Origin of the sequence: Litorilinea aerophila (assembly GCF_006569185.2) — a bacterium.
Classification (GTDB): domain Bacteria; phylum Chloroflexota; class Anaerolineae; order Caldilineales; family Caldilineaceae; genus Litorilinea; species Litorilinea aerophila.
In genome coordinates this window covers 39,150-56,975 of sequence record NZ_VIGC02000036.1, presented here as the reverse complement: position 1 = coordinate 56,975, position 17,826 = coordinate 39,150, and the positions used below count along the sequence as shown (strand labels likewise).

The 17,826-nt window shown below is 65.5% G+C and carries 17 protein-coding genes; 16 read left to right on the top strand and 1 reads right to left on the bottom strand.

Translation table 11 applies throughout. The annotated features are described in order from the left end of the window. The first annotated feature begins 143 nt into the window (after positions 1-143). The 15 genes from FKZ61_RS20725 to FKZ61_RS20655 all read left to right on the top strand — a co-directional run bounded on the left by FKZ61_RS20725 (position 144) and on the right by FKZ61_RS20655 (position 14,739). Positions 144-1,100: a mannonate dehydratase gene (locus FKZ61_RS20725; RefSeq protein ID WP_141612056.1), complete on the top strand. Its 957-nt coding sequence runs from the start codon at positions 144-146 to the stop codon at positions 1,098-1,100. Positions 1,101-1,143: 43 nt separating this feature from the next. Then, entirely contained in the window at positions 1,144-1,920 is a 777-nt protein-coding gene (locus FKZ61_RS20720; protein ID WP_141612055.1) for an HpcH/HpaI aldolase family protein, read from the top strand. A 93-nt stretch (positions 1,921-2,013) separates the two neighbouring features. Further along, a complete protein-coding gene (locus tag FKZ61_RS20715) occupies positions 2,014-3,006 on the top strand; it encodes a hydroxyacid dehydrogenase (protein WP_141612054.1) in 993 nt (330 codons plus the stop codon). A gap of 77 nt (positions 3,007-3,083) precedes the next feature. Then, complete coding sequence (locus tag FKZ61_RS20710) at positions 3,084-3,884, top strand: sugar phosphate isomerase/epimerase family protein (RefSeq protein WP_141612053.1); 801 nt, start codon at positions 3,084-3,086, stop codon at positions 3,882-3,884. Between the two features lie 99 nt (positions 3,885-3,983). After that, on the top strand, positions 3,984-4,769 hold the full coding sequence (locus FKZ61_RS20705; protein WP_141612052.1) for an NAD-dependent epimerase/dehydratase family protein: 786 nt from the start codon (positions 3,984-3,986) through the stop codon (positions 4,767-4,769). After that, a complete protein-coding gene (locus tag FKZ61_RS20700) occupies positions 4,766-5,794 on the top strand; it encodes a Gfo/Idh/MocA family protein (protein ID WP_141612051.1) in 1,029 nt (342 codons plus the stop codon). The genes FKZ61_RS20705 and FKZ61_RS20700 overlap by 4 nt, the downstream gene beginning before the upstream one ends. 10 nt (positions 5,795-5,804) lie before the next feature. Next, a complete protein-coding gene (locus tag FKZ61_RS20695; RefSeq protein ID WP_211358666.1) occupies positions 5,805-6,722 on the top strand; it encodes a glycoside hydrolase family protein in 918 nt (305 codons plus the stop codon). Positions 6,723-6,766: 44 nt separating this feature from the next. Continuing rightward, positions 6,767-7,702 carry a dihydrodipicolinate synthase family protein gene (locus FKZ61_RS20690; protein WP_141612050.1) on the top strand — a complete coding sequence of 312 codons (936 nt, stop codon included), beginning with the start codon at positions 6,767-6,769 and terminating at the stop codon, positions 7,700-7,702. 171 nt (positions 7,703-7,873) lie between these two features. Further along, positions 7,874-9,055: a mandelate racemase/muconate lactonizing enzyme family protein gene (locus tag FKZ61_RS20685; RefSeq protein ID WP_141612049.1), complete on the top strand. Its 1,182-nt coding sequence runs from the start codon at positions 7,874-7,876 to the stop codon at positions 9,053-9,055. Positions 9,056-9,320: 265 nt separating this feature from the next. Then, the gene (locus tag FKZ61_RS20680; RefSeq protein ID WP_141612048.1) at positions 9,321-10,487 is read left to right on the top strand and encodes an enolase C-terminal domain-like protein; all 1,167 of its coding nucleotides are present in this window, start codon (positions 9,321-9,323) and stop codon (positions 10,485-10,487) included. A 325-nt stretch (positions 10,488-10,812) separates the two neighbouring features. Then, positions 10,813-11,550 (top strand): ribonuclease activity regulator RraA, encoded by a 738-nt coding sequence (locus FKZ61_RS20675; protein WP_141612047.1) that lies wholly within the window; start codon positions 10,813-10,815, stop codon positions 11,548-11,550. A gap of 78 nt (positions 11,551-11,628) precedes the next feature. Further along, a complete protein-coding gene (locus tag FKZ61_RS20670; protein WP_141612046.1) occupies positions 11,629-12,441 on the top strand; it encodes a fumarylacetoacetate hydrolase family protein in 813 nt (270 codons plus the stop codon). A 100-nt stretch (positions 12,442-12,541) separates the two neighbouring features. After that, on the top strand, positions 12,542-12,775 hold the full coding sequence (locus tag FKZ61_RS20665) for a DUF433 domain-containing protein (protein WP_141612045.1): 234 nt from the start codon (positions 12,542-12,544) through the stop codon (positions 12,773-12,775). Then, positions 12,772-13,152, top strand: a complete 381-nt coding sequence (locus tag FKZ61_RS20660) for a DUF5615 family PIN-like protein (RefSeq protein ID WP_141612044.1) — start codon at positions 12,772-12,774, stop codon at positions 13,150-13,152. The genes FKZ61_RS20665 and FKZ61_RS20660 overlap by 4 nt, the downstream gene beginning before the upstream one ends. Positions 13,153-13,296: 144 nt before the next feature. Then, a complete protein-coding gene (locus FKZ61_RS20655; protein ID WP_141612043.1) occupies positions 13,297-14,739 on the top strand; it encodes an aldehyde dehydrogenase family protein in 1,443 nt (480 codons plus the stop codon). Between the two features lie 126 nt (positions 14,740-14,865). Here FKZ61_RS20655 and FKZ61_RS20650 read toward each other — a convergent pair whose 3' ends face one another. After that, a complete protein-coding gene (locus FKZ61_RS20650) occupies positions 14,866-15,888 on the bottom strand; it encodes a LacI family DNA-binding transcriptional regulator (RefSeq protein ID WP_170200091.1) in 1,023 nt (340 codons plus the stop codon). A 464-nt stretch (positions 15,889-16,352) separates the two neighbouring features. Here FKZ61_RS20650 and FKZ61_RS20645 point away from each other — a divergent pair, with 464 nt between their 5' ends. Further along, positions 16,353-17,705 carry an ABC transporter substrate-binding protein gene (locus FKZ61_RS20645; protein ID WP_141612041.1) on the top strand — a complete coding sequence of 451 codons (1,353 nt, stop codon included), beginning with the start codon at positions 16,353-16,355 and terminating at the stop codon, positions 17,703-17,705. Positions 17,706-17,826 lie beyond the last annotated feature (121 nt).

Below are 17,826 nucleotides of genomic sequence, written 5' to 3'. Positions count from 1 at the left end.
GTCTCTTCCAACGCACCCTTGCCATTCCAGCCGCCCTGACCAATCAACGTCTGGAATGACACGATGTGCTGATGGTTTTCAGTTGTTAAGGTTCTCAATTCCCAACACGATGTGCTGATGTACGACACCTACTGACTACCACCATGATGCGCATCTCCATCTTCAAGCACAATGCGGAACTGACCGACACCTATCTGAATCTGATGGCCGCCCTGGGCGCGGACTGCATCGACTTTGGCCGGGACACGGACATGCCCGGCGTGGCTGAACAGGGCTATCCGGACCTGGAGGGCGTGCGCCAGCTGCGCCGACGGCTGCGCTCCTTTGGCCTGGACATCAACCGGGTCACCCTGCCCAACCTGACCGAACGGTTCATGGAGGACCGGGCCGGCGGCGAGGAGGAGCTGGAGAACGCCTGCCGGGCCCTGCGCGTTTACGCCGAGGCGGGCATCCCCATCGCCCGCCAGCGCTTCGCCGGCGACGTCTTCCCCCATCACATGGTCCGCTATCGCTCGGTCCATCGGGGCGGCTACCTCTCCCGGGGCGAGACCCTGGCGCCGGGGTCCCTGGAGCGCCCCTCCCGGGCGGAGCTGGAACGCTGGTGGGATCGCTTCCGCCGGGCCTTCGACCGCCTGGTCCCCATCGCCGAGGACGCCCACATCCGCCTGGCCGTCCACCCGTCGGACACGCCCAATATCGACACACCTCTGGGCAGCCTGGGCTTTCACCGGGTCATCGACGCCTACCCCAGCCCCCAGGTGGGCTACATCTACTGCATCGGCACCCGGGCCGAGGCCGGCGGCAGCGCCCTGGTCCTGGACGAGATCAACCACTTTGGCCGCAAGGGCAAGATCTTCATGGTCCACATGCGCAACGTCCGGGGAAGCCTGGCCACGGCCGGGGCCTTTGAGGAGACGCTGCTGGATGACGGCGACCTGAACCTGTTCAGGGTGTTGTTGGAGCTGCGGAAGGTGGGCTTCTCGGGCTGCATCAACCCGGACCACATTCCCCAGCTGCCGGGCGATACGCCGGAGAAGAGCATTGGCTGGGGCTATTCCATCGGCTACCTGAAGGCGCTCTTTGCCGCCCTGGCGGCGTGAGCCTGCCATCCACATCCATTCCATTGTCAGGAAGGACATTTGCATGAAACCCAATCGCTTTCTGGAGCGGCGCCGCGCGGGGGAAGTCCCCGTGGGGCACATGATCCTGGAGTTCGGCACCCGGGGCATGGCCCAGATCCTGGAGCGGGCCGGCCTGGATTTCGCGATCATCGACACCGAACATTCGGCCTTTACCGTCGCCCAGCTCGCCGACCTGATCGCCTGGTTCAAAGCCACGCCCCTCGCCCCCTTTGTGCGCATCCCCCAAATCGAGTACCATTTCATTGCCCGCACCCTGGATTTCGGCGCCCTGGGCATCATGGTGCCCAACGTCCGCAACGGGGAGCAGGCCCGGGCCATCGTCCATGCCGCCAAGTATGCTCCCCTGGGCGACCGGGGCGTGATCCTGGGCAACGCCCACACCGATTTCCAGGCCGTAGATCCCCCGACATACATGGCCCAGGCCAACGAGAACACCACCATCATCTGCCAGATCGAGAGCGTGGAGGGCCTGGAGAACCTGGAGGATATCGCCAGCACCCCGGGGGTAGACGTGCTGTGGGTGGGCCACTTCGATCTGACCCAGTCCATGGGCATCCCCGGCCAGTTCCACCACCCCCGCTTCCTGGACGCGCTCAAGCAAGTGGTGGAAGTGGGGCAGCGCCATGGCCTGGGCATCGGGGCACAGCCCAACAGCGTGGCCCAGGCCCAGGAGTGGCTGGAGCTGGGCTTCAATGTCATCTCCTACGGCGGCGACTTCTCGGTCTACCTGGCGGCCCTCTCCAGCGCGGTGGCCGAAGTGCGCCGGCTGGCCGGATGACGGTGTGCCCATGGAATTCGGTGATGGACCATTTGCTAATCTATATCTATCGCAGGCTAAACTGCGACCAGCAGTTGTTCTGGCAATACATAAATGTTAAAGGCACTTTACCTCCTAAACCCTGACGCCTACCAGAATATCTACGGCCCGGAGCAGCGCGCGGCCATTGCCAGCCTGGTGGATGTGTACGCACCGCCCCAGACGGCCGAGAGCGTGCGGGCGAACCCGTCCATCCTGGCGCCGGCAGAGGTGATCCTCTCTGGCTGGGGCATGGTGCCCCTGGACGAAGCCTTCCTGGCCGCGGCGCCCAACCTGAAGGCCGTCTTCTACGGCGCCGGCTCCATCAAGCGGATCGTCACCGACGCCTTCTGGGCCCGGGGCATCCCCATCACCAGCTCCTACGCGGCCAATGCTGTGCCCGTGGCCGAATACACCCTCTCCCAGATCCTCTTCTGTCTGAAGAAGGGCTGGCAGCACGCCCTGGCCATCAAACGGGAGGGGCGCTACCCACCCCGCCTGCCCGTGCCCGGCGCCTACGGCAGCACCGTGGGCATCATCTCCCTGGGCATGATCGGCCGCCTGGTCTGCCAGCACCTGCAACGCTTCGACCTGAAGGTGCTGGCCTATGACCCCTATGTGAAGGCGGACGAGGCCGCGGCGCTGGGGGCCGAACTCTGTGATCTGGACGAGCTCTTCCGGCAGGCCGACGTGGTTTCCCTCCACACCCCCTGGCTGCCGGAGACGGAAGGCATGATCACCGGCGCCCACTTCGCGGCCATGAAGGAGGGCGCGACCTTCATCAACACCGCCCGGGGCGCCATCGTGCGAGAGCCGGAGATGATCGCGGTGTTACAGCAGCGGCCAGACCTCTTCGCGGTGCTGGACGTGACCTATCCGGAGCCACCGCCGCCGGGTTCGCCCCTCTACAACCTGGACAATGTGGTGCTGACGCCCCACATCGCCGGCTCCCTGGGCAAGGAGTGCCAGCGCATGGGACAGATCGTGGTGGAAGAGCTGCAGCGCTTCATCCGCGGGGAGCCCCTCCGCTGGGCCATCACCCGGGAGCAGGCCGCCCGCATGGCGTGAGGCGTGTCTGCTAGGGCAAGCGGGCGAAACCTGCACCGGTTGCTTTCCAGGTGAATCAAACTGAGTGAGTGATCCGCATGACCGAAACGACTTCTCCCCTGTTGCCGGGCCTGGTTTCCATCACCTTCCGGCAACTCACACCGGCAGCCATCGTCGAGTTGGTAGCCCAGGCCGGGCTGGCCGGGATCGAGTGGGGCGGCGATGTGCATGTCCCCCACGGCGACCTGGCACGGGCCCGTGAGGTGCGCCGGTTGACCGCGGCAGCCGGCCTGCAGGTGGCCGCATACGGCTCTTACTATCGGGTCGGCCACGACGAGACCGGCCCCTTCGACGCGGTGCTGGCCACCGCCGTGGAGCTGGAAGCGCCCCGGATCCGGGTCTGGGCCGGCCGGCAGGGGACTGACACGGCCGATTCGGCCTACTGGCGGCTGGTGATCGAGGATTCCCTTCGCATCGCCGAATTGGCTGCAGCGGCCGGCATCCCCATCGTCTACGAGTTTCACCGCAACACCTTGACCGATACCAGCGAGGCGGCGCGCCGCCTGTTGCAGGAAGTGGCCCATCCGAACGTGGGCACCTACTGGCAGCCTCCTCGGGGCTCCATGGTGGCGGAGAATCTGGCCGGGCTGGAGCTCCTGGCACCCTGGCTGCGCGGCCTCCACGTCTTTAGCTGGCACGAGCAGAGTGGCCAGCGTCTGCCCCTGGCTGAACGGGCCGACGCTTGGCTGCAATACCTGGCCCGGGCCGCGGCCCTGGACCGGCCCATGTTCGCGCTTCTGGAATTCGTCCAGGAGGATGAGCCGGCCCACTTTCTGCGGGATGCCGCGACGTTGAAGGGCTGGCTTGAGCAATTGGACATGGCCGCTGGCTCTGGTTGAGCCCGGCTGGCCCGGCAAAGACCGGCCATCTTCTCCTGATGACAATCCGATCACGGGGCCGCGTTGCGGCCTCCATCCTGGAAAGGGATAGCACAGACTGTGAGGAAAGTACTGTTAACCGGCGCCGGTGGGCGGATCGGCTCTTCTTTCCGCGCCTATGCCGATGATCGCTATGACTTTCGCCTGGTGGACGTGCGGCCGGAGAAGGTGGGCGATCCCGGCCGCCACGAATTCGTCGCGGCGGATCTGGCCGACCTGGAGGCGTGCCAGCGCCTGTGCGCGGGGATCGACACGGTGCTCCATCTGGCCGCGGATCCGTCGCCCCAGGCCGATTTCTACGCTTCCCTGCTGGACAACAACGTCAAAGCGGTCTACAACATCTTCCGGGCCGCCAAAGACCAGGGCTGTCGCCGGGTCATCTTCGCCAGCAGCATTCAGGCCATCGAAGGCTACCCCCTGGACGTCCAGGCCCGGCCGGAGATGCCCCCCAAGCCCATGAACATGTACGCGGTCTGCAAGATTTTTGGGGAGGCTACGGCCCATTACTTCGCCTATGCCGAGGGCCTCTCCAGCATAGCCGTGCGGGTGGGCGGCTACGGCGGCAACCGGACCATCCAGGATCCGGATGCCCGCACCCTGAGCGCCTATGTCAGCCCACGGGATCTCAACCACCTCTTCGTCCAGTGCATTGAAACGCCCGACGTCCAGTTCGCCATCCTCCAGGCCGTTTCGGACAACCGCTTCAAGCGCATGGACATCACCGCTACCCGGGAGCTGGTGGGCTACCGGCCCCAGGACGACGCCTTCCGACTTTTCGGCATCCAAATCCCATATCGTGACCGCTGGTTCCAGGAATGGAACCGGGGAGGAAAAGAAGCATCATGAGCAGTCAACCCACCATTCGCTTCGCCACCATCGGCATGAACCACCCCCACATCTACGGCCAGACCAACCTGCTGCTGCGGGCCGGCGCGGAGCTGGTCTCCTACTACGCGGCCGAGCCCGAGCTGATGCAGCAGTACGGCGAGCGTTACCCCCAGGCCAGGCCCGTCTCTAGCCCGGAGGCCATCCTGGAGGATGAGTCCATTCACCTGGTGATCAGCGCGGCCATCCCCTGCGACCGGCCCACCCTGGGCATCCAGGTCATGCGCCACGGCAAGGACTACATGAGCGACAAGCCAGCCTTCACCACCCTGGAGCAACTGGAAGAGGTGCGCCGGGTCCAGGCCGAGACCGGCCGCATCTACTCGGTCTGCTACAGCGAGCGCTTCGAGAACCGGGCCACGGTCAAAGCTGCGGAGCTGGTCCGGGCCGGCGCCATCGGCGAGGTGGTGCAGACGGTGGGCCTGGGACCCCATCGGGCCCGCTTCGAGACTCGCCCTCCCTGGTTCTTCCAGCGGGAGAAATACGGCGGCATCCTCAACGACATCGCCTCCCACCAGTTCGACCAGTTCCTCTACTTCACCGGCTCCACCCAGGCCGAAATCGTGGCCGCCCAGGTGGCCAACTTCCAGCATCCCCAGTACCCGGAGTTCGAGGACTTCGGCGACTGCATGGTGCGGGGGGAGAACTGCTCCGGCTACATCCGGGTGGACTGGTTCACCCCCGACGGCCTGGCCACCTGGGGCGACACCCGCCTCATCGTCATCGGCTCAGCCGGCTACATCGAAGTGCGCAAGAACATCGACGTGGCCGGGCGACCGGGCGGCGACCACCTCTTCCTGGTGGACAACCAGAAGACCGAGTACATCGACTGCCGGGACGTGGACCTGCCCTACGGCCGCCAGCTCATCTATGACATCCTCCACCGCACCGAGACGGCCATGAGTCAGGAGCACTGCTTCCTGGCCTCGGAGCTGGCCCTGAAGGCCCAGGCCATGGCGGCCCGGCTGGGCCATCTTCAGCCGTAGGAGGAGCACCTTGCTGACAACCATCGTGGCCCGACGCCTCCTGGACCGCCCCATCATCACGCCGGCCCTGGACGAGAGTATCGGCACCAACATCAACGGCCCGTCCCTGATCCGGGTGCCCGACTGGCTGCCCAATCCCCTGGGGCGCTACTACCTCTACTTCGCCCACCACCAGGGCGAGTACATCCGCCTGGCCTACGCGGATGACCTGGCCGGCCCCTGGCGCATCCACCGGCCGGGTACCCTGCAGTTGGCCCAGACGCCGTGCCGTGGCCACATCGCCTCGCCCGACGTCCACGTGGACGAGGCCAACCGGCGCATCATGATGTACTATCATGGCCCGGCGTTGCCGGCGGATGTGGCCCGACAGGAAGCGGTGACTCAGCGCTTCCCCACCCTGGGGGGGCAGCGCAGCTTCGTGGCCACCTCCGAGGACGGCATCCACTTCACCTCCGGCCGGGAGATCCTGGGCAGCAGCTACTTCCGGGTCTTCCGCTGGCGGGATCATGTCTATGCACTGGGCATGCCGGGCATCTTCTACCGCTCCCGGGATGGCTTCACCGGCTTCGAGCAGGGCCCCGTGCTCTTCGACGAGCACATGCGCCACACGGCCCTCCTGCTGCGGGGGGACGACCTCTACGTCTTCTACTCCCGGGCCGGCGACTGCCCGGAGCGCATCCTGGTCGCCCACATCCACCTGACGCCCGATTGGATGACCTGGCGCGCCTCGCCCCCGACCGTGGTGCTGGAGCCAGAGCGGGAGTACGAGGGCGGACACCTGCCCCTGGAGCCGTCCCGCCGGGGAGCCATCCACGAGCCGGCCCGCCAGCTGCGGGATCCGGCCATCTTTGTAGACGGCGAGCGGGTCATCCTGCTCTACAGCGTGGCCGGGGAGCAGGGCATCGCCCTGGCCGAACTGCAATTTTAAGCGTTTGGGAGTTGATCTACAGATTTGAGGAGGTAAACCATTCCATGGATACACCCACCCTGTTGGACGCGCTGAACTCGGTGACGGCCATTCCCATCATCCCTTTCCGCAACGGCCGCATCGATTACGACGCGCACGCCAAAAATGTCCGCTACTTGATGGAACACAACTACCTGGACAACAACCGCCCTCGGGTCATCTCGGTGGCAGGGACCAGCCTGATCCACCACATCGAGCCGGAGGAGCAGGTACGCATTTTCGACGTCACCGGCCAGGCCATGGGGCAGGACGGCGTGCTCATGTCCGCCATTGTGCCGAACCCCATCGGCACCGCGGGTAAGCTCATCGAAGAACAGGCCCGCCTTTCCCGGCCGCCGGACGTCTACCTGATCATGCCCCTGACGGGCACCTTCAGTCCGGAAGGCGTTTACCAGGAGTTCATGGCCTTCGGCGAGCGCTATGGGCAGGAGTACGGCGCGCGCTTCCTCTACTACTTCCGCAATCCCCGGGACCGGGAGGCAGTGATCCGGCTGCTCAAGGACTCGCCCCACTTCATCGGCGTCAAAATCGGCACCGGCGTGGAGGACGTGGCCCCCATGATCCAGGGGGTGGGCGACAGCGCCATGGTCATCTGGGGCATCGGCGACCGCAGCACCGCCGCGGCGGAACTGGGCGCCAGGGGGCACACCTCGGGCACCGCGGTGCTCTGCGCGCGGGCGGCGGATGCCATCAACAACGCCCAGCGCCGGGGGGATTACGCGACCGCGCGCCAGGTGGAGGCGGACCTGAACGAGCTGGAGGAAGTGCGCTTCATGAACGGCCGGGCCTACAACTACTCGGCGGTGGTGGAGGCCATGCGCCTGAGCGGCTTCGACGATATCGACCCTGGCGACGGCAGCGCGCCCTTCAACCCCGGCGTCCCCCCGGAGGTCTCGGAGCGGCTGCGGGCCGCGGTGGAGCGGCTGCGCCCGTATCATTAACGGTCTCCTGTCGCGACTGGCGACGGCGGGCGGGCCCGGCGGCCCATCCCTACAGGACATGGCCACCCCTTCGTAGGCGGTAGGGCGAATCATGATTCGCCCCTACATGCCGGGCTGCGCCGCCGCTGTTCCTGCATTCGCCTGGGGGCAAAAGGGTCAAAAGGAGGTGCCATGCAGATTGAAGCGGTCGATTTTTTCTACCTTTCCATGCCCCAGATCCTGGACATCGGCGACGGCAGCCAGGATGCCCTGCTGGTGCGGGTGGCTGCAGGCGGCTACGTGGGCTGGGGCGAGTGCGAGGCGGCTCCCCTCCCCTCCATCGCCAGCCTGGTCTGCCCCATGTCCCACAGCGCGTGCAAGCCGGTTCAGGCGTCGGTGCTGGGCCAGCGCCTGGAGAGCGCGGACGACATCGTACGCATCGGCAACCTGGTGCGGGCCAACAGCATGGACCTGCTCCAGGCCGACCATACCCTTTCGGGCATCGACATGGCCCTGTGGGACCTGCTGGGCAGGCGCCTCCAGGAGCCGGTCTACCGGCTGCTGGGCTACCCCCGGGCGTACCCCAAGCTTCCCTATGCCTCCATGCTCTTCGGCGACACGCCCCAGGAGACCCTGGAGAAGGGGAAAAAGGCCCGGCAACTGGGCTACCGCGCGGCCAAGTTCGGCTGGGGGCCCATCGGCCTGGGCACGGTGCAGGACGACACGGACCAGTTCATGGCCGCCCGGGAGGGGCTGGGCGAGGACGGCATCCTCCTCATCGACGCCGGTACCGTCTGGAAGGAGGACGTGGACGCGGCCGCCCTGCGCCTGCCCGCGCTCCAGGCGTGCCAGGCCACCTGGCTGGAGGAGCCCTTCGTCTCCGGTGCGCTGGACGCTTACCGCCGCCTGGCCGCCCAGGCTGGCCCGGTGAAGCTGGCCGGAGGCGAAGGCAGCCACAACTTCCACATGGCCCAGCACATGATCGACCACGCGGGCATCGGCTACATCCAGATCGACGCCGGCCGCATCGGCGGCATCACCGTGGCCAAACAGGTGGCCGACTACGCCCGGCAGCGGGGCGTCACCTACGTCAACCACACCTTCACCTCCCACCTGGCTTTGAGCGCCTCCCTGCAGCCCTACGCCGGCCTGGAGCAGGACCTGATCTGTGAATACCCGGTGGAGCTGAAGTCCCTGGCCGTGGAACTCACCCGGGAACACATCTCCTTGGACGAAGACGGCCTGATCCGGCTGCCGGAGCGGCCCGGCCTGGGCATGACGCCCAACACGGAAGCGCTCCAGAAATACCTGGTGGATGTGGAGATCCGGGTCAACGGGCGGCTGCTCTACACCACGCCCCCGCTGACGGGGTAGGGGCAACTCCCGTCCCGCCAGCAATGAGAGGCGTCAATGCGCCCAGAGATCAGGCGGTGCGCAGCGGGTTCACGCACCTCCCCGTAGGTCCGGCCGCCCGGCCGGACATGGGTGGCAGAGCGTTTCCTACGCCTACGTCACGCAAGGCTGCGTGACCGATATCTACGTCACGCAAGGCTGCGTGACCGATGTCTACGTCACCATCTTTCATCTTTTCATTCACCGCACGATCCACAAAGCACGATCCACAAAGGAGGAGGAACCCATGGCCGATCCTAAGATCACCAAGATCGAGATCCACGAGTACGAGTACACCCTGGAGAACATGGGCAAGGACTACAACGGCTTCAACCTGGTCTACGAGCCGGGGGGCAAGGTGGTCAGCCGGGGCAAGATCCTGCGCATCTTCACCGACGTGGGCATCGTGGGCGAGTACGCCGGGGGCAGCGAGGCCGAGTATTCCACCTTGCCCCGCTTTGTCCACTACCTCATCGGCAAGAGTGCGCTGGAGCGGGAGCGCATCTACAGCGACGTCAAGCGGGCCCTGCGCCAGGTGGCCCGCATCGGCCTGGCGCCCATCGACATCGCCCTGTGGGACATCGCCGGCAAGTACTACGACGCGCCCATCTACAAGCTGCTGGGCGGCTACAAGGAGAGCCTGCCCTGCTATGCCAGCACCTACCACGGCGACCACCAGCCCGACGGCCTCTCCAGCCCCGAGGCGTACGCCGACTTCGCCGAGCAGTGCCTGGAGATGGGCTACCCCGCCTTCAAGATCCACGGCTGGGGCCGCGCGCCCATCGAGCAGGAGATCGCCAACGTCCACGCGGTGGGCCAGCGGGTGGGCGGCAAGATGGACCTGATGCTGGACCCCGCCTGTGAGTACATCACTTTCGGCGACGCGCTCAAAGTGGGCTGGGCGTGCGACGAGGAGCGCTTCTTCTGGTACGAGGACCCCTACCGGGACGGCGGCATCTCCCAGTTCGCCCACCGCAAGCTGCGCCAGCTCATCAAGACACCCCTGCTCCAGACCGAGCACGTGCGTTCCCTGGAGCCCCACATCGACTTCGTCATCGCCGACGCCACCGACTTCGTGCGGGGCGACGTGGGCTACGACGGCATCACCGGCGTCATGAAGCTGGCCCACGCCTGTGAAGCCCTGGGCATCGACATCGAGTTCCACGGGCCGGGGCCGGCCCAGCGCCAGTGCATGGCCGCCATCCGCAACACCAACTACTACGAGATGGGCCTGGTCCATCCCAAGGCGCCCGCCAGCCACCCGGAACACCTCTACGGCGACGGCTACCGGGACGCGTTGGACGCCATCGACGAGAAGGGGCACGTGCCGGTGCCCCAGGGGCCGGGGTTGGGCGTGCCCATCAACTGGGACTGGGTGGAGCGCAACCGCACCGGCTTCGTGGAGTACCCCTGAGCGGATTGAACGACGGGGGGCGTCCTCTGCCCCCCGTCCCCTCGCCGGTCCCCCGCCATGCGCCTGGTCCCAGGCGTAGGTCCCGTATCCATGCGGGACCGGCATTTGTGGGGTCTGGAGACCGCACCGACCACTGCCGGGCACACCCGAGACGTCCCAGACACCCGCATCCGCGCCGGCCTGTGGTAAAATGAGCCTGTTCATCTCAACCTGGATTGCCACTAGTAAATCCCGGCAGAAATTCGCCGATGGTTTCCAGCAGAGGTAGTGCCGCCGAAATTCTGCCGTGGTATTTACGCCAGACTGTACCAGAAGGAACTGAGCGATGGCCCAATCCCACCGTCCTGTCACCCTGAGCGACGAAGCCCTGGCCAAGCTGCGCACCGTCTCCACGGCCACCCTGACCAGCCAGCTCATCAAACGGGGCTTCCACAACACCTTCCTCCCCGGCCTCTACCCCCTCCAGCCGGAGCTGCGCATGGTGGGCTACGCCTTCACCCTGCGCTATGTACCGGCCCGGGAGGATCTGGTGGATACCCTTTACGACAACACCAAAAATGTCCAGCGGCTGGCGGTCGAGACCGTGGGCAAGGATGACGTGCTGGTCATCGACGCGCGCGGCGATACCCGGGCTGCGACCCTGGGCAACATCCTGGCCACCCGCATGAAGGTGCGGGGCGCGGCCGGCCTGGTCACCGACGGCGCGCTGCGGGATACGCCCGGCTTCAAGACCCTGGACTTCCCGGCCTACGTCAAGGCGGCCCACGCCACCACCTCCTTCGAGATCCACCACCCGGTGGAGATGAACGTGCCCATCGGCTGCGCCGGGGTGCTGATCATGCCCGGCGACATCATGGTGGGCGACGGCGAGGGCGTGGTGGCCATCCCGGCCCAGGTGGCCGAGGAGGTAGCCCACGCCGCTTATGAGCAGGAGCGGCTGGAGGAGTTCATCCAGGCCAAGGTGGCCGCCGGCGCCAGCATCCTGGGCGTTTATCCGCCGGATGAGCAGACTCTGGCCGAGTACGAGGAGTGGCGGCGTCAGCGGGGATTGAGGAGTGTGTGAGGGGGAGGGGTTGAAGATTGAAGATTGGGGATTCGCCATCGTAAATAACCATAGACGCCAAAAACGGAGTTCAGATCCATGTATCTAACGCGACATCGAACACCAGACGGCGCGCGCTGGGCGCGCGATGGTCGGTTTCTGCCCAGGGGGCTGAAGTTATCCGCCCTGTTGACCCTGCCCCGCAGCGCGTTCCTGGCCGTGCTGGAGGCCCTGCCCCCCGGCGAGGCCGCCACTGGCGACCTGCTGCCCCCCGTGGAGCCCGAGCAGGAGGTGTGGGGCAGCGGGGTCACCTACCTGCGCAGTCGGGAGGCCCGCAAGGCCGAATCCACCACCGCCGACGTCTACGAGAAGGTCTACGACGCCGCCCGGCCGGAGATCTTCTTCAAGTCCGCCGGCTGGCGGGCTGTGGGCCATGGCCAGCCCGTGCGCATTCGCCAGGACACCCGCTGGAATGTCCCCGAGCCGGAGCTGACCCTGGTCATCAACGCGCAAGGCGAGATCGTGGGCTACACCGTGGGCAACGACATGTCCTCCCGGGACATTGAGGGGGAAAATCCCCTCTACCTGCCCCAGGCCAAGACCTACAACGGCTCCTGCGCGGTGGGGCCCGGCATCCACGTGGCCACTCCGGACGACCTGACCGACCTCACCATCCGCCTGGAGATCCGGCGGGGCGGGGAGGTGGTCTTCGCCGGCGACACGGCCACCAGCAACATGAAGCGCCCCTTCCAGGAGCTGGTGGACTACCTCTACCGGGAACTGGACTTCCCGGCCGGTGCGCTGCTCATGACCGGTACCGGCATCGTCCCACCGGACGACTTTACCCTGGCCCACGGCGACCTCATCCGCATCGCCATCGGCGATACGGTGTTGGAAAACACGGTGGCCTGAAAAAGGACATTTTTGAACGCAAAGGCGCAAAGAAATGCAAGAGAGAATAACCTGAATCTGCGTTAGGCGGTTACATTTTCGACAAATGAGGAGTTGAAAAATGAAAACGGAGTGGATTGTTTCAGACCCATCTATTATGATGGGTAAGCCAGTAATCGCCGGCACTCGTATTACGGTAGAGCTCATTCTGGAGAAGTTGGCAGCTGGCGAGACGGTGGAAGATTTGCTGGAAGCGCACCCTCGGCTAACCCGTGAGGCGATTCAAGCGGCTCTCGCCTTTGCCGCTGAGGCGTTAAGAGCCGATGTAGTTTATCCCATCAAGGTGCCGGCGTGAAGATTCTGGCCGACGAGAGTGTGGATCGCCCCATTGTAGAGCGGCTGCGACAAAACGGCTATCAGGTATGGTATGTTGCCGAGATGGAGCCGGGAATTTCCGACGACGTTGTCCTGGATTTGGCGAACCGAGAAGAGGCTATATTGCTCACGGCGGACAAAGACTTCGGCGAGCTTGTGTTTCGTCAGGGGCGGGTGACAAGAGGGGTCATTCTGATTCGGTTGGCTGGTATCTCGCCAATCCGCAAGGCGGAGATTGTGGCCTCCGCCTTGGCCGCGCACGGCGGCGAGATGGAACAAGCCTTCACAGTGATTACTCCAGGAGCCGTGCGCATCCGGCGCCGAGCAATCAAATCGGAAAAGGAAGACACCGCCTAACACTCGCTGCAGCTGACCCGCCTCCGCTGGCGCTCCGGCGGGCGGCTGAGCTTTATCGTTCATCTGCGTGGGTCAGCGTCCTGATTTGACCTTTGTGCAGTAGAGCCATGGATAATAAGAAAAGAACAGGTGAGGAGCATAGCCATGCAGCAGTTCAAAAACCTGATTAACGGCGAATGGGTGGACGCCTCTGACGGCGCCACCTTCGAAAACCGCAACCCGGCGGACACCAACGACGTGATCGGCACCTTCCCCTCCGCCACCCAGGAGGACGTGCAGCGGGCCATCGCCGCGGCCCGGGAGGCAGCCCGGGAGTGGGCCAACACTCCGCCGCCGGCCCGGGGCGCCATCCTGGAGAAGGCCGCCCGCATCATCGAGGCCCGCCAGGACGAGTTCGCCCGGGCGTTGACCCGGGAGGAGGGCAAGACCCTGGCCGAGTCCACCGGCGAGGTGGCCCGGGCCCGGGACATCTTCAAGTACTACGCGGGGGAAGGCTGGCGCATGGGCGGCGATGTGTTGCCCAGCAATGTCAACGGCGAGCTGCTCTACACCCGCCGGGAGCCCCTGGGCGTGGTCGCCCTCATCACCCCCTGGAACTTCCCCATCGCCATCCCCGCCTGGAAGATGGCGCCGGCCCTGGTCTACGGCAACACCGTGGTCTTCAAGCCCGCTTCCTTTGCCCCCCACATCGGCCTGCTGCTGGTGGAGGCCCTGGTGGAGGCCGGCATTCCCAAAGGCGTGGTGAACTACGTGACCGGCTCCGGCCGGGTGGTGGGGGACACCCTGGTCACCAGCCCGGACATCAACGGCGTCAGTTTCACCGGCTCGTACAGCGTGGGGCTGGGCATCTACGAAAAGGCCATCAAGAACCTGACCCGGGTGCAGCTGGAGATGGGCGGCAAAAACCCCATGATCGTCCTGAATGACGCCGACCTGGATCTGGCCGTGAAGCTGGCCGTGGCCGGCGGCTTCGGGGTGACGGGCCAGGCCTGCACCGCCACCAGCCGGGTCATCGTGGAGGAGGGGATCGCGGACGAGTTCGCGGAAGCCCTCACCGACGCGGCCCGCAACCTGAAGGTGGGCAACGGCCTGGAGAGCGGCACCCAGATGGGCCCCGCCGTCAGCGAGGATCAGCTCCAGACTGACCTGGAGTACATCCAGATCGGCCAGTCTGAAGGAGCCAAGCTGCTGGCGGGCGGTGGCCGGGCCCGGGATGGCGGCTACTTCGTGCAGCCCACGGTCTTCGACTTCGTGGAGCCCAAGATGCGCATCGCCCAGGAGGAGATCTTCGGCCCGGTGATCGGCATCATGCGGGCCCGGGACTTCGACGACGCCATCGAGAAGGCCAACGCCATTGGCTTCGGCCTCTCCGCGGGGATCGTGACCAACAACCTGCAGCGGGCCTTCCAGTTCGCCAACCGCATCGAAGCGGGCGTGGTCAAGATCAACGAGCCCACCACCGGGCTGGCCCTGCAGGCTCCCTTCGGCGGTTTCAAGCACTCCAGCGCCAACACTTTCAAGGAGCAGGGGCAGGCCGCCATCGAGTTCTATACCCGCACCAAGACCATCTACGTGGGCCACGGCTGATCCGGCCGGACGGAAATACTGCGCCAGAAATGGGGTAGTTCACGACTTCAACGCGGAGTGGGCCTCCGAAGAGGCCCACTCCGCGCTTTTTGCGTTCAAACGGGCATTCGCCCGATGCCCAACCTGTTAATCCCCCAATCTCTCTCCCGCCACCGCCTGGCATGACCGCCGCACCACCAGCTCGGTGGGCAGGACGATCTTCTGCCAGTCGCACGATTCTGGCTCGGCGATGCGCCGCAACAGCAGCTCTGTGGCCTGGCGCCCCAGCTCGTAGGGCGACTGGGCCGCCACGGTGAGGAACGGGTCCACCACCAGGGTGGGCGGCAGGTCATCGAAGCTGACCAGGGAGATGTCCTGGGGGACCTGAAGCCCGGCCTCGCGGATGGCCTTGAGCGCGCCGATGGCGATGAAGTTGTTGCCGGCGAAGAGCGCGGTGGGGCGGGGCTGGCGCTGGAGCACCCCACGGGCCAGCTCGTAGCCGCTCTCCACCGTGTAGTTGCCGAAGAAGATCCGCTCCGGGTTCACCGGCAGGCCGTGCTCCGCTAGCGCCCGCCGATAGCCGTTCACCCGCTCCTGGGCCGTGGAGACGACCTCCGGCCCGGTGATCACGGCGATGTCCCGATGCCCCAGGCCGATGAGGTATCGGATCAGCTCGTAGGCCCCCTCCTCCGATGCGCAGCGCACCACATCCGCCTCTAGCTCTGGTATATCCCGATCCAGCACCACCACCGGCACGCCCTGCTGTCGGATCATGGTGATGGGTTCCACGTTGTGGCTTACCGGCACCAGCAGGAAGCCGTCTACCCGCTTGCGGAGTAGCACCGAGACGTATTGGAGCTGCTTTTCCTCCTGTTCGTCGGTGTTGCAGAGGATCACGTTGAAGCCCTGGGTGGCCGCGGTGTCCTCCACCGCGCGGGCCACGGTGGTCCAGAAGGGGTTGGTGATGTCGGTCAAGACCAGGGCCAGGGTGTCTGTGCGGTTGGAACGCAGGCTGCGGGCCAACTGGTTGGGCACGTACTGGAGCTCGGCCGCGGCCTTCTCGACCCGCCGTCGAGTCTCCTCGCTGAAATAGCCCGAGTTGTTGAGTACCCGGGAAACGGTGATGGGTGCCACGCCGGCACGTTCGGCAACATCGCGAATGGTGGCCATCTTCGATTCTCCAGCGCCGTTGGGTGGATCTGGGGGGCCTCCTGGTAGGGAACCTCCCCCCCGGAATGCTACTTGACATTCAATTGGACACGGCGTATAATAGCATATGGTAAGCATACCATCCCTGGACCAAACAATCAAGCCGAACCTCATCAAGCCAAAGTCCGATATCAGCCAGCCTGTTCCGGCAGAGATTCGTCCCCAGGCCCCCGTCAGCGTTTTTGCTGCCGAATTTCTGCCCTGATAGATCGCCAGTTCGTTGGCCTCCCTATCCGGTCAATCCGGGCAGAAATTCGTCCATGGTATCCCCCCCCAGAGGTAGCACGTCCAGAGGGCACCCGGAATTTCTGCCGTGGTCTTTACGCCAGACTGTACCCGGTCAATTCGCCATCCTTGGGCGTGGCGTCTTGATTTATCTCTTCACCTGAGCACACCAGTAAAAGTTCACCAACAAGGAGGAGTCCATGCAGCACAAGCATCTTTCCAGGCGGCGATTCCTGCAGATCACGGCTGCCACCGCGGGCCTGGCGACCCTGGCCGCCTGTGCCCCGGCCGGCACCACTGCACCCGCCAGTGGCGGAGAATCCGCTGCCCAGCCCGCGGCTGAACAGATCACCCTGACCTTTGGCCACCACTGGGAGGCCGCCTTCCGCCCCCGGCAGGAGGAGTTTGACCGGCAGTATCAGGAGCGACACCCCAACGTGCGCATCGAGTCCACCTACAACACGTGGGCGGACCACAACCAGATCGTGCCTACGTGGGCAGCGGCAGGGACCCTGCCCGACATCATCTACGTCCACGGGCGCTATGCCTTCCCCTGGAACTTCGAGGGGATCCTGATCAGCGTTCAGTCCTATGTGGACAACGACGAGGAGTTCAACGTGGAGGGCATCTGGGAGGAGGCCCTGCGCCTCTACCAGTTCCGGGGCGAGCAGTACGAGATCCCCTACGACCACGGCCCCCTGATTTTGGGCTACAACAAAGACCTCTTCGACGAGGCCGGCCTGGACTACCCCAGCCCGGACTGGACCATGGACGACTTCCTGGAGGCAGCCATCGCCCTGACCGACCCGGACAAGCAGCAGTGGGGCTTCTCCGGCGACCTGCCGGACTTCGGCAACGGCGGCAACGGCTCCATGCTCTACCCGTGGGGCGCCCGGCTGATGGACGACACCGAGACCCAGATCCTGCTGGACACGGACGAAGCCCGGGAGGCCCTCCAGTTCTGGGTGGATCTGATCCACGTCCACAAGGCTTCGCCCAGCCCGGCCGAGTCCCAGGCCTTTGAGCAGGGGCCGTGGATCTCGGGGCGGGTGGCCATGGACAACACCGCCTCGTGGAACACCCCCACCCTGGCCAGCTTTGCGCCTTTCGCCTGGGATGTGGCGCCCTGGCCCCAGGGGCCCGGCGGCCGGGGCACCGGCTCCTTTGGCAGCGGCTTTGGCATCACCCGGGACAGCAAGCACCCCGACGCCGGTTGGGAGTACCTGCGGGAATACCTCTCGGTGGACGGCATGCGCTTCATGTGGGGCGAGACGGGCCGAGGCAGCCCGGCCCGCAAGGAGGCCTACGACGCCTGGCTGCAGTCTGAGGCGGCGCCGGAGCACGCCCAGTACTTCCTGGAGGCCCTGGACAACTACGCCATCACCGACCGCCCCTACCAGACCCTGGCCGGCGGCGAGATCCTGGACGTGATGAACCGCCAGCGGGACCTGCTGCGCAACGGTGAGACCACGGTGGACGCTGCCATCGAGGCCATCATCACCGAAGGCACTCCCATCCTGGAAGAGGCCGCCAAACGGCTGCAGGGTTCCTAGCGTGAGGACGTGACGGGCGTGACAGCGTGATACGTGACGGCGTGACGGCGTGACGGCGTGACAGTGTGATACGTCACCGGGTTACCCTGTTACGTTGTCACGTCCGTCACGTGTCACGTTG

Coding starts and splice junctions, on each gene's coding strand:
- FKZ61_RS20725 (WP_141612056.1), top strand. CDS start 144: ATGATGCGCATCTCCATCTTCAAGCACAATGCGGAACTGACCGACACC.
- FKZ61_RS20720 (WP_141612055.1), top strand. CDS start 1,144: ATGAAACCCAATCGCTTTCTGGAGCGGCGCCGCGCGGGGGAAGTCCCC.
- FKZ61_RS20715 (WP_141612054.1), top strand. CDS start 2,014: ATGTTAAAGGCACTTTACCTCCTAAACCCTGACGCCTACCAGAATATC.
- FKZ61_RS20710 (WP_141612053.1), top strand. CDS start 3,084: ATGACCGAAACGACTTCTCCCCTGTTGCCGGGCCTGGTTTCCATCACC.
- FKZ61_RS20700 (WP_141612051.1), top strand. CDS start 4,766: ATGAGCAGTCAACCCACCATTCGCTTCGCCACCATCGGCATGAACCAC.
- FKZ61_RS20690 (WP_141612050.1), top strand. CDS start 6,767: ATGGATACACCCACCCTGTTGGACGCGCTGAACTCGGTGACGGCCATT.
- FKZ61_RS20685 (WP_141612049.1), top strand. CDS start 7,874: ATGCAGATTGAAGCGGTCGATTTTTTCTACCTTTCCATGCCCCAGATC.
- FKZ61_RS20680 (WP_141612048.1), top strand. CDS start 9,321: ATGGCCGATCCTAAGATCACCAAGATCGAGATCCACGAGTACGAGTAC.
- FKZ61_RS20675 (WP_141612047.1), top strand. CDS start 10,813: ATGGCCCAATCCCACCGTCCTGTCACCCTGAGCGACGAAGCCCTGGCC.
- FKZ61_RS20670 (WP_141612046.1), top strand. CDS start 11,629: ATGTATCTAACGCGACATCGAACACCAGACGGCGCGCGCTGGGCGCGC.
- FKZ61_RS20665 (WP_141612045.1), top strand. CDS start 12,542: ATGAAAACGGAGTGGATTGTTTCAGACCCATCTATTATGATGGGTAAG.
- FKZ61_RS20655 (WP_141612043.1), top strand. CDS start 13,297: ATGCAGCAGTTCAAAAACCTGATTAACGGCGAATGGGTGGACGCCTCT.
- FKZ61_RS20650 (WP_170200091.1), bottom strand. CDS start 15,888: ATGGCCACCATTCGCGATGTTGCCGAACGTGCCGGCGTGGCACCCATC.
- FKZ61_RS20645 (WP_141612041.1), top strand. CDS start 16,353: ATGCAGCACAAGCATCTTTCCAGGCGGCGATTCCTGCAGATCACGGCT.